At 68.3% G+C, this 13,270-nt stretch carries 10 protein-coding genes; 5 read left to right on the top strand and 5 right to left on the bottom strand.

Going from position 1 to position 13,270, the window contains the following annotated elements; genetic code table 11:
• Positions 1-3: 3 nt before the first annotated feature.
• Together WC971_05025 and WC971_05020 are read right to left on the bottom strand one after the other, a co-directional pair.
• Entirely contained in the window at positions 4-720 is a 717-nt protein-coding gene (locus tag WC971_05025) for an HAD-IA family hydrolase (protein ID MFA5844178.1), read from the bottom strand.
• Between the two features lie 100 nt (positions 721-820).
• The gene (locus WC971_05020) at positions 821-4,849 is read right to left on the bottom strand and encodes a hypothetical protein (GenBank protein ID MFA5844177.1); all 4,029 of its coding nucleotides are present in this window, start codon (positions 4,847-4,849) and stop codon (positions 821-823) included.
• Positions 4,850-5,645: 796 nt separating this feature from the next.
• On the opposite strand from WC971_05020, the gene WC971_05015 reads away from it, so the two are divergent.
• From WC971_05015 to WC971_04995, 5 genes are all read left to right on the top strand, one after another.
• Positions 5,646-6,947 (top strand): PLP-dependent transferase, encoded by a 1,302-nt coding sequence (locus tag WC971_05015; GenBank protein ID MFA5844176.1) that lies wholly within the window; start codon positions 5,646-5,648, stop codon positions 6,945-6,947.
• Positions 6,948-6,949: 2 nt separating this feature from the next.
• Entirely contained in the window at positions 6,950-8,107 is a 1,158-nt protein-coding gene (locus WC971_05010; GenBank protein ID MFA5844175.1) for a homoserine O-acetyltransferase, read from the top strand.
• Positions 8,104-8,721, top strand: coding sequence for a methionine biosynthesis protein MetW (gene metW, locus WC971_05005; GenBank protein MFA5844174.1), 618 nt, complete (start codon positions 8,104-8,106; stop codon positions 8,719-8,721). The genes WC971_05010 and metW overlap by 4 nt, the downstream gene beginning before the upstream one ends.
• A gap of 145 nt (positions 8,722-8,866) precedes the next feature.
• Entirely contained in the window at positions 8,867-10,234 is a 1,368-nt protein-coding gene (locus WC971_05000; protein MFA5844173.1) for a pyridoxal-phosphate dependent enzyme, read from the top strand.
• Positions 10,231-11,382 carry a cystathionine gamma-synthase gene (locus WC971_04995; GenBank protein MFA5844172.1) on the top strand — a complete coding sequence of 384 codons (1,152 nt, stop codon included), beginning with the start codon at positions 10,231-10,233 and terminating at the stop codon, positions 11,380-11,382. The genes WC971_05000 and WC971_04995 overlap by 4 nt, the downstream gene beginning before the upstream one ends.
• Before the next feature lies 1 nt (position 11,383).
• Here WC971_04995 and WC971_04990 read toward each other — a convergent pair whose 3' ends face one another.
• From WC971_04990 to WC971_04980, 3 genes are all read right to left on the bottom strand, one after another.
• Entirely contained in the window at positions 11,384-11,734 is a 351-nt protein-coding gene (locus WC971_04990) for a cupredoxin domain-containing protein (protein MFA5844171.1), read from the bottom strand.
• A 48-nt stretch (positions 11,735-11,782) separates the two neighbouring features.
• The gene (locus WC971_04985) at positions 11,783-12,205 is read right to left on the bottom strand and encodes a hypothetical protein (GenBank protein ID MFA5844170.1); all 423 of its coding nucleotides are present in this window, start codon (positions 12,203-12,205) and stop codon (positions 11,783-11,785) included.
• 65 nt (positions 12,206-12,270) lie between these two features.
• On the bottom strand, positions 12,271-13,107 hold the full coding sequence (locus tag WC971_04980; GenBank protein ID MFA5844169.1) for a hypothetical protein: 837 nt from the start codon (positions 13,105-13,107) through the stop codon (positions 12,271-12,273).
• Positions 13,108-13,270 lie beyond the last annotated feature (163 nt).

Below are 13,270 nucleotides of genomic sequence, written 5' to 3'. Positions count from 1 at the left end.
CCGTCAGATGCTTTCTGCCGTCGAATACTCTACCGCATCTCCATCGAGGAGCGCGGGCAGCCCGCGGATGCTCGAGAGGGCGAAGTCCGGTCCCGGCGCGAGCACGTCCTCGGCCGAGAAAGCGCCCCACAGCGCCGCCACGGCGACCGTGCCGCCCGCGACAGCGGCCAGCATGTCGTGCGGGCTATCGCCCAGGTAGACGCACTCCTCGAGCGGTATGCCCAGGCGATCGGCCGCGACGCGCAGCGGGTGCGGGTCGGGCTTGTGCGTCTGAACGTCGTCGGCGGTCACGACCACCTCGAAGAAGCGCCCGAGGCCGAACAGATCGAGACCGCGGCGGGTCATCGTCGTCCCCTTCGACGTCACGACGCCCATCGGCAGGCCGCGCGAGCGAAGCTCCTCGAGGACCTCCTTGGTGCCCGGGTACTCGCCAACCATCGCGTCGTGGTGAACCGCGTTGTGCTCGCGGTAGACGCGCAGGAGCTCGTCCGCGTGCTCGGGCGAGAACTCGCGCATCTGGCGGGCGAGCGGGACACCGACGTTGCGCATGAGCGCCTCGTCGGGGAGCGCGGCGCCGAGCACGCGCTTGGTCGCGTACCGGAACGACGAGAGGATGAGCTCGACGGTGTCGATGAGCGTGCCGTCGAGGTCGAAGAGGACCGCACGCGCCGCGCGAGCTCGCGCGACAGCGTCGGGTCTGAGAGGCGGGGGCGGGGTCACGGCGACGATTCTACCATGGTCGCGCGCGGCGCACGCCGAAGGGGCGGGACCTCTTTCGAGGCCCCGCCCCTTCGTCAGGAACGGTGATGCTTGCGAGCGCCTACCTTACCGAATAGTACCGGTAGATCGAGTAGGCCCTGCTCGTGGTCGCGGTAGGCACCACGTAGGCCCGCAGGCGATACTTGCCGGCGTACGGGAAGACGATACGAGCCGAATACCTCGTGCCGCTCTTCACCGCATAGTAGAACCGGACGTAACGGTACGCGCCGTTGTAGTAACGGTACATGTACACGCGAACCCGCGGAGCGGCCGAAGAGACCCAGCCGTTGACGTTGACGGCGTAACCGTGCCGCTGCACGTACGCAACGCCATCCGGAGAGTTGACGTAGATCCGGGTGACCGCGGGAGCGGTCGTCACGCCGATGGTGACAGCGGTGCTGTTGCCGGCAGCGTATCCGGCGTCACCCTCGAAGCGGGCACGGTACTGCGTGCTCACCGTCGGGCGGACCGTCCAGGCGTACATGCCCTCAGAGCTGGTGTCGACCTGGTCGATGTTCGTCCAGGTGTCCGAGCCGACGGCCGCGGACTGGAGCACGATGTGCCTCGCCAGACGCCCGCCGTTGACGCCGTTCGTGATGGCGCCGCGGACGACCACTGCGGTGCCCGGGGCGACGTTCGCCGTGGACATCGGATCGCGGTACAGCGTCAGGTTCACCGGGGTCGTGGACAGCACGTTGGTGACCGAGAAGCCCTGGGTGAACGTGATGCCGTCGATCTTCAGGTCGTACGTGCCGGCGATGACGCCGCGGCAGTCGATGGCGACCTGCTGCAGGACGCCGTCCGCACCCACGATCACGGTGCCGATCGACAACCAGCTGGTGCCGAACTTCAGGAACACGGTGCAGGATTCCGTCGCCGTGACAGACGGCACGCGGAACCCGGTGCCGCTCAAGGTACCACCAGCGGCCAGGTTCGAGCCGCTACCGGTGGCGGTCGCGTTGTTGACGATCGTCACGGGGATGATGCCCTGGAAGCTCTTCAGGCTCGAGGAGCCAAGGGCGTCCGTGACCCACGCGCGACCGGAGATCACAAGCTGGACCGGCGTGCTGGAGGCAACGGACGTGCCGGGCAGCGTGCACGTGACGGAGATGACGTTACCCGCGACCGAGGTCGTGATACCGCTCACCGTGTCGGTGCCCGTGATGGAGTCGATGCTCGCTACGTTGAAGGTCACAGGGTTGTTGGAGCTGTCGACGAGCTTGATGCCGAAGCTCGGCCGCGGGCCGCGAAGCGACTGCTGCGCGGTGATCGCCGCGGTCGACGAAGCCTGGGCCTGGATGTCGTCGAACGTGACGACGGCCGCAGTGACTTCGTTCGTGCCCGAGAAGTCGCGGGCCGTGACGGTAGCGTTACCGGAGACCGCGGACTTGATCGAGACCTGAGCGATGCCGCTGGCGTTCGTGGTCGCGGACGCTGAGGACAGCGTGCCGACCGAACCGGCGGTCTTGTTGAACCAGATGGTCGTTCCGACGACCGGAGCGCTGGCGATCGGGTCGCGGACCGTAGCGGAGTAGAGCGCCACGTCGGCGTTGTTCGCCAGCACGTGGGTCTTGTCCACGGCGAGCGGCGAACTGAGCGTCGGCGCGAAGAAGTGCGTCTGGACGAGCAGCGGTGGAACGACGACGACACCGGAGGTCTCGTCGGAGATCTGCCAGTTCTTCCAAGCGCGCGTGGTGCCCCGCATCGACGGGAACGTCGACAGGACGTTGAAGGTCACGACACCGCTGGTCCCCACGACCGCTGAGGAGGCGGAGAGGCTACCGGGAAGGACTGAGTCGTCAAGACCGCCGACTGCGTTGCTGGCCACGACGGAGATCGTGTGACCGACGACACCGCGGACCGTGAGAGTCACGGGGTGCAGACCGTCTGCCGCCGCGTAGCCCGCCGTCGAGGAACCGACGAGGGTCACCGGGGAGACCGTCACGCTGATCGCGGTCGAGACCACGGCAGCCGCTGCGGCCTCGCCGAAGCTTTGCGCTACGACGTTGCTCTGCGGCAGCGCGCCTACCTGGTAGTCCGCCGCCCACATGTTCCACGTCTCACCGGCATAGCCGTTGAGAGTGAAGGTGATCTCCGAGGAGGTCATGGTGGCGATGGTCCCGTACAGGCTGACGACCGTGCTGCTGACGCCGGCCGAGCCGTAGAAGATCTTGATGTTGCGGACCGGCGGTAGGTCGGAGGACGTGAAGCCCGCGGGCCTGCCGTTGGCGTCCACGAACGAGACCGTGAACGTCGTCGGTATCGCGGTACCCGCCGTCGCGCCGGTCGGCGCGGGGTTCGGGTTCTTCGCCGAAGACAGGACCATGGCGGCGGGAGCGCCGACGCCGGTGGAGATCACGTTGACGGTCGTGGTGGCCTCACCCGCAATGAATGCGCGGATGGTGCTCGTGCCCGGCGTGGACGGGATCTTGTAGGTGTACTGCAACATCTGGCTCGCCGTGTCGAATGCGTTGACGGTCGTCGTCGGGACGACCGGCGAGGAGCCCGGCACGTCGAAGTACACAAAGTGCGTCGGCCAGTAGTTGCCGACAGGGTTGCTGTAGCGGTCGAAAGCGCGGGCGTAGACCGTGATGGTCGTACCGGCGCGACCGTAGTACCCGGAAGGCTGCGTGAACGCGATCGACGACACCGCGTAGAGCGGCCACACCGTGATGTCACGGTTGCCGTCTGTGGTGACGTTCGGATCGCTGAACATCGCCCGCGCCGTGTCGCTCATGTTGGTGTATGTGCCGGTCCACGTGTAGACGCCCATCGCGGTCGGGGCGTTGACCGTGAGGGTCACGGAGAGGGACTCGGTGGGGTTCATCGAGAAGTTGGTGACCGAGATGACCTGGCCGCTGACCGTGACGCTGGCGGGCTCGCTTCCGGAGCCGTCGTCATGGCTGACCTGCGCCCGCGCCTGAGCCGCGACTGCCGTCGAGACCACGAAGCCTGTCGGGGCCGTGAACGACGCGGCTTCGATGACGTGCGTCTCGTCCGTGGCTGCGAGCACAGCGGCGGTCGGGTCGAGCGAAAGGACGACCTGCGTGGCGACCACGCCGGCTGCGAGCGTCGTGACGAACGACGTGCCCACCGGGCCCGCCGACACCTCGAAGCTCGTCGGCACGACGTTGTCGCGTGCGCCGCCGGAGACCGACACGAGCGCGGTGCCCTTGCCGAGACCCGTGCTGCCGCTGCCCGTGTAGAGCACGAGGTCATAGCCCTCGCCGAGCCGCACGGCCGTTTTGAAGCCGGTGGCGGTTTCGACGGTCGCCTCGAACCTCGCGGGACTGAAGTTGGCGTTCAGGTGGCCAGAGACAGGCTGCGCGAACGGCGCATACGAGGTCATGGTCGAGCCGACGAACCTGTCGCTGACCGTGAACGCGACAGCGCCGCCGTACGGCGAGGCGCCGTAGTCGTCGCCGCGCACCAGCATGGTGCCGTACGCCGTGCCGTAAGCGGTGTTCGTCCCCGTGATATAGGGAGCACCGTAGTAGTAGATGTCATTCGGCCCGAGGCTGAACAGCTTCGCGGCCAGCGAGCGGGTTCCTTCGGCTGCCGGAGTGGCGATACCGCTGATGCCCAATACGCCGATGCCGTAGTCCCCGACCTTCTTGGCCGTGATGTAGATGTACTGGCCTCTAATACTGGCCGTGACCGATGTCACCTGCGAGTTGATCGCGGCGATGACGACGTTGACGGTCGCCGTGGACAGGAGACCCGTGATCGTGGTGATCGTAGAGTATCCGGCGGTATCGGTCGTCTGAATCGCGATGATCGTGTTCGTCACATTCATATCCGCGATCAAGTCGCCGCCCTGCACGTAACGTGCGCCACGCAACTCGCTCTGCGTGGCGATGGTGCCGGTGACGTCGAGCCTGTGGGTGCCGTTGATGCCGTTACTCGAGGTCGTCGTAGAGACGACGGACGAGAGGTTGGTCCCGCCGGAAGTCACGGTAGGACCACCAGTCGCCGCGGTTGCGGCGACGGTCGGCGTGACCGGCAGGATGACAAGCGACAACACCATGGCTACCGAGAGCACGCTAGAGATGCTCTTGCGGAGCCGACTCTTCCCAAAATGACTGCTCATACACTATCCCTCCCTGTTCATATCTAGAGCCTACTGTGACTCGTTCTGCTCGCGATGCCGGCTCTCATCTGTTCAATGTGTCGATGATCGAACCGGTTCGCGAGCCGCCATGCCTTGGAGCTTGGTTCGCCTAGACAACGAACGCGTACGCACGGCCGAACACGCTCAGCTGTCCTTCAGGCCCCACCTCCTTGGCATGGTCGGGAAGGAATACCCTCCCGGGATATGCCACACTTCGCCGCTGTCCCCTGCTCAAAAGCGAACGGCAAAGAGCCCGACGCATGTCGGACCTTGTGACACCCTAGCACTACTATTCCGATGGCGACAAGCACGGACGTCCCATCTTCTGGGAAACCTGGAACCGGTCCCCTCCGCGCATATCCCTCGTGGCTTCTATACCACTCGGCAACATCGGGAAACCGGATCCATTACGGCGAGGAGAGACCCGCCGCCTACTACGCCTACTTCTATGTAGCCTCAGGCTTCCACATGAGACTTCCGTGAGCGGACGATGAGGATGCTCTCACCAGCAGGGACTCGATCCCGCACGGGTAAGGTGCGCTGGAACCCGTAGACGCGACCCCGGCACCTCCTTATTATGTATCGCACCACTCCGGGGCGAGAACGCCCCCCGAACGGCACCGAGGAGGTGAGACCGAGCCCCATGACATCTCGCACCGCTTGTACGATGGCGATGGACATGATGATGGCCCAGCCCGGGTCTTTCGGCGCATGCGTCGGACTCGGGCGGATCCAGCTTCATCCCATCCTCCACTGAGCGGAAAGCGAGAACACCATGAGCGACTCGGCCACACCCAGGTTCGACACCCTCGCCGTCCACGGCGGGGCCTCCCCAGACCCGACCACGGGCTCGCGCGCCGTCCCCATCTACCAGACGGTCGCGTACCAGTTCAAAGACACCGAGCACGCCGCCGACCTCTTCGGCCTGCGCGCCTTCGGCAACATCTACTCGCGGATCATGAACCCGACGAACGACGTCCTCGAGCAGCGGCTCGCCGCACTCCACGGCGGCAGCGCCGCGCTCGCCGTCTCCTCCGGGCACGCCGCCGAGGTCCTGGCGCTGCTCAACCTCGCCGGCTCGGGCGACTCCATCGTCAGCTCGACCTCGCTCTACGGCGGGACGTGGAACATCTTCCTGCACACGTTCAAGCGGCTCGGCATCACCGTGCGCTTCGTCGAGCCGACCGACACCGCCGGTTTCGCGGCGGCCACCGACGACACCACCAAGGCGTGGTTCATCGAGACCATCGGTAACCCGCGCCTCGACGTGCCCGACCTCGCCGCGCTCGCCGCCGCGGGCCGCGCGCTCGGCGTGCCGCTCGTCGTCGACAACACCTTCGCGACGCCCTACCTCACGCGGCCGTTCGAGCACGGCGCCGCGATCGTGATCGAGTCGCTCACCAAGTGGCTCGGCGGCCACGGCACCTCCATCGGCGGCGCCATCATCGACGGCGGGAACTTCGACTGGGGCAACGGGCGCTTCCCGCAGTTCACCGAGGAGGACCCGAGCTACCACGGGCTCAAGTACTGGGACGTCTTCGGCGACTTCCCCGGCCTGGGCAACGTGGCGTTCGCCATCCGCTCGCGCGTACAGCTCCTGCGCGACCTCGGCGCGTCGCTCTCGCCGTTCAACGCGCAGCAGTTCCTGCTCGGCATCGAGACGCTCTCCCTTCGCGTCCAGCGCCACAGCGACAACGCGCTCGCCGTCGCGCGGCACCTCGCCTCCCACCCGAAGGTCTCGTGGGTCTCCTACCCCGGCCTCGACGACCATCCCACGAAGGCGAACGCCGACCGCTATCTCGAGAACGGGTATGGCGGGGTCGTCGTCTTCGGCGTGAAGGGCGGATCGGCGGCAGGCCGCAAGCTCATCGATTCGGTCGAGCTCTTCAGCCACCTCGCCAACGTCGGCGACGCCAAGTCGCTCATCATCCATCCCGCGTCCACGACACACTCCCAGCTCTCTGAAGAAGAACTCGTGCGCGCCGGCATCGGCCCGGACTTCGTGCGCCTCTCGGTGGGGATCGAGGACATCGGCGACATCATCGCCGACCTCGATCGCGCGCTCGCGCAGGTCTGACGATGGGCGGCACGGTCCCGGGCGCCCCGCCGGAGGGCGCCCGGCTCCTCACCCTCACCGGCGGGATCGACCTCGCCTCGGGACGGCGTCTCGAGGAGGTCGTCGTCGCGTACGAGACGTTCGGCCGTCTCGACGCCGACGCGTCGAACGCCGTCCTCGTCTGCCACGCGCTGTCGGGCGACTCGCACGTCACGAGCGGCGAGAGCGAGCGGACGGGCTGGTGGGAGCCGATGGTCGGCCCGGGCCGCGCGATCGACACCGACCGGTTCTTCGTCGTCTGCTCGAACCTGCTCGGCGGCTGCAGCGGCACGACCGGTCCCGCGTCGACAGACCCCGCCGACGGACGCCCGTACGGCGCGCGCTTCCCGCTCGTCACGATCGAGGACATGGTCGACGTCCAGGCGCGCCTTCTCGACGCGCTCGGCGTGCGGCGTCTCGCCGCGGTCGTGGGCGGCTCGATGGGCGGCATGCAGGCGCTGGCCTGGGTGAAGCGCTATCCCGAGCGCGTGACCGCATGCGTCGCCGACGCCACCACGCCACGCATCACCGCGCAGGCGATCGCCTTCAACGAGGTGGGGCGCCGGGCGATCCTCGAGGACCCGGCCTTCGCGGGCGGCGACTACTTCGACCGCGAGGAGCAACCCGACTCGGGACTCGCGATCGCCAGGATGGTCGGCCACATCACATACCTCTCCGACGAGTCCATGGGCTCGAAGTTCGGGCGCCGCTTGGCCGACGGCGCGGGCTACGCCTACGACTTCGTCCACGAGTTCGAGGTGGAGACGTACCTCGAGCACCAGGGACGCCGCTTCATCGAGCGCTTCGACGCGAACACCTACCTCCATATGACGAAGGCGATGGACTACTTCGACCTCACGGGCGACGCTCCTTCGCTCGCTGAGGCCCTCTCCGGTGTCGACGCGCGATTCCTCGTCCTATCGTTCAGCAGCGACTGGCTCTTCCCGACGTACCAGGCACGCGAGCTCGCCGACGCGCTGCTCGCGAACGGGGCGTACGTGACCGTCGCCGAGATCCAGAGCGGGTACGGACACGACGCCTTCCTTCTCGAGGTCGAGCGACAGTCCGCGCTGATCCGGCCCTTCCTCGCCAACGCCGCGACCGCGTGCCGCGACATCCTGAGGGGAGAGGACGCCGCGTGACCGCCGCCGAGTTGCTGCGCAACGACTTCCGGCTCATCGCCTCCCTCGTCCCGCGGGGCGCCCGCGTGCTGGACCTCGGGTGCGGGGACGGGTCGCTGCTCGAGCTGCTGCGCAGCGAGCGAGGGGCGATCGTGCGCGGCGTCGAGCTCGACCTCGACGGCATCATCGCCTGCGTGGGCCGTGACGTCCCCGTCGTGCAGGCCGACCTCGACGCCGGCCTCGCCGGGTTCCCGGACGACTCTTTCGACGTCGTCGTCCTCTCGCAGACGCTGCAGGTCGTGCGCCGCCCGGATCTCGTCGTCCGCGAGATGCTGCGGGTGGGGACGCGCGGGGTCGTCTCATTCCCGAACTTCGCTCACTGGCGGATACGCGCGCACCTCGCGCTGCGCGGACGCATGCCGGTCTCGCGCTCGATCCCGTACGCGTGGTACGAGACGCCGAACATCCACCACACCACGCTCAAGGACTTCCGCGACTTCGTCGCCGACAGCGGCGGCGTCGTCGAGCAGGAACTGCCCCTCGTCTCGCGCGGAGGGAGTCTTCACGCCGTGCGTCTCGCGCCGAATCTGAGGGCCGACACCGTCCTCGCCGTCGTCGAGCGAGGGACTGCCTAACGCACGGGCCGAGTGCGTTTCTCACTTTTCGCATAGACATACTGCGTTGCTAGCCATTGCGGCTCATCCCCCGGCGCTCGCATGCTGGTGAGGTCAGCATCGGTCGCGCCCGCCTCCGCGGACGCGCAGACCGCGGGAGGTCGCCATGGCTCGCTACGCATCCATCCTCGAAGCCTTCGGACGCACGCCCCTCGTCGAGCTGCCCGGTATCTCCGCCGGACTCGGCGTCACGATCCTCGGCAAGCTCGAGTGCCTCAACCCCGGCGGCAGCTCGAAGGACCGCATCGCGCTCGCCATGGTCTTGGAGGCCGAGGCGAGCGGCGTGCTGAAGCCGGGCGGGACGATCATCGAGGCCACCGCCGGCAACACCGGGGTCGGCCTCGCGATGGTCGCCGCCGTGCGCGGCTACCGCTGCCTCTTCGTGATCCCCGACAAGATGAGCCCGGATAAGGCGGCGCTGCTGCGCTCCTACGGCGCCGAGGTCGTCATCACGGCGACGGACGTCCCCCCGGACTCGCCGGAGAACTACAACCGGCTCGCCGATCGGCTCGCGCACGAGATCGCCGGGGCCTGGCGGCCCGACCAGTTCGGGAACGCGGCGAACCCCACCGCCCACTACGAGACGACGGGCCCCGAGATCTGGGAGGACGCGGGCGGACGCATCGACGTGTTCGTCGCCGGGGTCGGCACGGGCGGAACGGTCTCCGGGGTCGGACGCTACCTCAAGGAGCGCGACCCCTCGGTGAAGGTCATCGTCGCGGATCCCGAAGGCTCGATACTCTCGGGCGGCACGCCCGGCTCCTGGAAGGTGGAGGGCATCGGCGAGGACTTCATCCCGAAGACGTTCGACGCCGACATCGTCGACGGCTACGTCCGGGTCTCGGACGCCGAGTCGTTCGCGGCCGCACGTCGTCTCGCCCGCGAGGAGGGCATCCTCGTCGGCGGCTCGTCCGGCACCGCGCTCCACGCCGCGCTGACCGTCGCGCGCGACCTGCCCCGGGGGGCCACCGTCGTCGTCCTCCTTCCCGACACCGGCCGCAACTACCTGTCGAAGCAGTTCTCCGACTCCTGGATGAGCGACAACGGGTTCCTTGATGGAGACGCGCCCGAGACCGCGGGCGACCTCCTGCGCGCGAAGCGGATGCAGCCGCTCGTGACCGCGAGTCCGCGGATGCGCGCGGCCGATGCGGCGCGCCTCATGGATTCCTACGCGATCTCACAGCTCCCGGTCACGTCGAACGGCCGGGTCATCGGGTCGCTCGACGAGGTCACCCTCCTGCGGCGCCTCCACGACGACGCGGACCTGCGTGCGGCCACCGTCGACGAGGTCATGGGCCGTCCCATGCCGCAGGTGGACGAGGGGGATGGTACCGAGGAGGTCTACCGCAAGCTGCTCGGCAGCCACGGCGGGGTCGTGGTCACCCGCGAGGGCATGGCGTTGGGCTTCCTCTCACGAAGCGACCTCGTCGGTTACCTCTCGCAGCATCCCGGCCGGAAGAAGGTGCCCGCGTGAGGTTCTCGACGCGCGCCATCCACGCCGGTCAATCCGCCGACGCGGCCACGGGGGCGACGATCGTCCCCCTCTACCAGACGTCGACCTTCACGCAGTCGGGCCCCGGAGAACACCTGGGATACGAGTACTCGCGCTCGGGGAACCCGACGAGGACCGCCCTCGAGACCTGCCTCGCCGCGCTCGAGGAAGCGCCGTACGGCTCCGCGTTCGCCTCGGGGCTGGCGGCCGAGACCGCGGTGCTGTCGCTGCTCGCCCCCGGCGACCACATCGTCGCGAACGAGGACCTTTACGGTGGCACGGTCCGGCTCCTCGAGCGAGTCTTCGTCCCGCTCGGCATCGAGACGACCTACGTCGACGGCACGGACGCGGGCGCTCTCGAGGCCGCCGTCCGCCCCACCACGCGCATGCTGTGGATCGAGACCCCTAGCAACCCCCTTCTGCACCTCACCGACATCGCGGCGGCCGCGGATCTCGCGCACGCGCACGAGGCGATGCTCGTCGTGGACAACACGTTCGCGACGCCGTTCCTGCAGCGCCCGCTCGACCTCGGCGCCGACCTGGTCGTGCACAGCACGACGAAGTACCTCGGCGGGCATTCGGACGCGGTAGGCGGTGCGGTCGTCACGCACGACGCCTCCCTGCACGAACGCATCCGCTTCTACCAGAACGCAGCCGGGTCGGTGCCCGGTATCTTCGACGCTTGGCTGACGCTGCGCGGCATCAAGACGCTCGCCGTGCGTATGCGCGAGCACGAGACGAACGCGCACGCGGTGGCGGCGATGCTCGCGACGAGCCCGCAGGTCGAGACGGTGTACTATCCGGGGCTTCCATCCCATCCCGGGCACGAACTCGCACAGCGGCAGATGTCGGGGTTCGGCGGAATGGTCTCGGCGCGGCTGCGCGGCGGCCTGCCGGCGGCCGACCGGTTCTTGCGCGCCCTGCGGGTCTTCTCGCTCGCCGAGAGCCTCGGCGGCGTGGAGTCGCTCGCGTGCCACCCGGCCTCGATGACGCACGTCTCGCTCCCCGAGGCCGACCGCGAGAGGCGGGGCATCTCGGGCGGGCTCGTGCGGCTCTCCGTGGGGATCGAGGACGTCGGCGACCTGCTCGACGACCTCCGTGTCGCGCTTCACGCGGCGGCGAGCGCCTGACCTACCTCACGACGAGCGTGCCGGTGATCATCCCCATGCCGCAGCTGTAGATGTAGCGCCCGGGCCGCAGGCTCCCTAGCCGGACCGTGATGGCCCCCCTGGTGTTGTTCCTCTCGACCCGCAGCCGGGGCATTATGAACCCCCCGGCGCACCCGAATCCTCTTCCCACGTACAGCACGATCGGCCGCCCGGCGGCGGCCACTATCTTGCTGGGCTCGTATCCGAACCAGCCGATGCGGATGCGGAAACTCTGGACGCCGGACGTCACGAGCGCGGCGGCGGGCTGGGGGGCGAGCGCAGGAGCGAGCAGTGCGCCCGCTACGAGCAGTGCGGCGGCAAGTCGCGTACCCACTTGTCGTCTCGTGAGTCCGGTGTTGTCGAGAGAGCGCATGGCGACCCCTTACTTCGCGGTGAACTCGATCTCCTGCTTCACGGGGGGATCGAAAGGCTTCGTGTCGTTCTGCACGAGCTCCGCCTTGAGGCGGTGCGACCCGGGAGCGACGTCCTTCAGCACGTACTCGGGCGAGGTGCTCATCTCGAACGGTTCGTCGTCGAGAGTGAAGTGGACGTGCCCTTCCCCGGGGACGACCGTGTTGCTGGGCATGACGAACTTCAGGCCGGAGGTCTCGACAGCCACCGCGACCTCGCCGGCGGGGACCTCGGCCCCGGCCGGCGGCTCGAGCAGCTTGACGGTCGGCGGCGCGACCTGGGGCCCGGGGGCGCCGGTCGCGGCGGCCCGCGCGCATCCGGACAGCGCGAGGGCGAGAACGATCAGGGCGGCGATCGCGAGCGACGCCGGGAGACTCGGCCGGACCTTCCTCATCGGGACTCCTCTGTGTAGGGGGGGCGCCCCCGCCGGGGGGACGGCGGGGGCGCCGGGGAGGGGTGCTACCTCACGCGAGCAGCGGTCGCCACTTCCTCTCCGTCCACGAAGAACGGCTGGTCGGGGCTGTTGTACTTGTCCATCATGTCGAACTCGAGCTCGCCGGCGACGCCACGATCGGCGTGGATGGCGACGAAGAGCCTGTCGGTGAGTGTGACGGTCGGGTCGAGGCTCACGACCACGTCCGCGTTGTCTCCGGCGGGTATCCGCTGGAAGCCGGCGCGCTTGCCGGGCTTGCCGCCGTCGTCGAGGTGCACGACGATCCAGGCGCCGGTCGGCGCTAGCGCGCGGGCTACCGCGATCGAGCCGGCGGCCCCGGGCTGGTCGGCGACCTCGATGGCCGCCTCCCCTTCGGCTGCCGTGACGCCGAACGGCTTCTCGGCGACGCTCGCCTCCATGGCGAGCTCCATGCCGTCGACGAAGTAGGGCTTGTCGGGGCTGAGGGCGAAGTCGTCCATGGCGAACTCGAACTCTCCGGCGACGCCACGATCGGCGTGGAGCGCGACGATGAGCTTGTCGCTGAGCTTCACGTCGTCGATCTCGACCTTGACGTCGCGGCTCTCGCCCTCACCGATCTCGAGTAGGCCGACGCGCTTGCCGGGCTTGCCGCCCTCGTCGAGGTGCACGGCGATCCAGGAGCGTCCGGGGGCGAGCACGCGCGCGACCGTGATGGAGCCCTTCGCTCCGGGCTGGTCCATGACCTCGATCGCGGCGTTCTTCTTATCTACGATCACGCCTGACATCTTGCCGGCGTCGCCCGCGTTCGCGAACGTGTAGCCGGTCATCGCGAGGATGGCGAGCACGCCGAAAGCGGTCGCCGCGATCCCGAGTATCCGTCTCATGGGAGTCATCCTTTCCTGGTCGCCTACGCGGCCTTGACCATGCTCGGCTTGAAGCGGCGCAGCAGCAGCGAGCTGCTCACGACGCTGACGCTCGAGAGCGCCATCGCCGCTCCGGCTATCTCGGGGCGCAGCAGCCCGAAGGCCGCGATGGGGATGCCCAGCG

The organism is Coriobacteriia bacterium, assembly GCA_041658765.1.
GTDB lineage: Bacteria > Actinomycetota > Coriobacteriia > Anaerosomatales > JBAZZO01 > JBAZZO01.
The sequence above is the reverse complement of the archived record's forward strand: the minus strand, read 5'-3'. Positions and strand labels throughout refer to the sequence as shown.

What these genes read in the sequence shown, in the direction of transcription:
- WC971_05020 (MFA5844177.1), bottom strand. Translation starts at nt 4,849, where the DNA reads ATGAGCAGTCATTTTGGGAAGAGTCGGCTCCGCAAGAGCATCTCTAGC.
- WC971_05015 (MFA5844176.1), top strand. Translation starts at nt 5,646, where the DNA reads ATGAGCGACTCGGCCACACCCAGGTTCGACACCCTCGCCGTCCACGGC.
- WC971_05010 (MFA5844175.1), top strand. Translation starts at nt 6,950, where the DNA reads ATGGGCGGCACGGTCCCGGGCGCCCCGCCGGAGGGCGCCCGGCTCCTC.
- WC971_05000 (MFA5844173.1), top strand. Translation starts at nt 8,867, where the DNA reads ATGGCTCGCTACGCATCCATCCTCGAAGCCTTCGGACGCACGCCCCTC.
- WC971_04985 (MFA5844170.1), bottom strand. Translation starts at nt 12,205, where the DNA reads ATGAGGAAGGTCCGGCCGAGTCTCCCGGCGTCGCTCGCGATCGCCGCC.
- WC971_04980 (MFA5844169.1), bottom strand. Translation starts at nt 13,107, where the DNA reads ATGAGACGGATACTCGGGATCGCGGCGACCGCTTTCGGCGTGCTCGCC.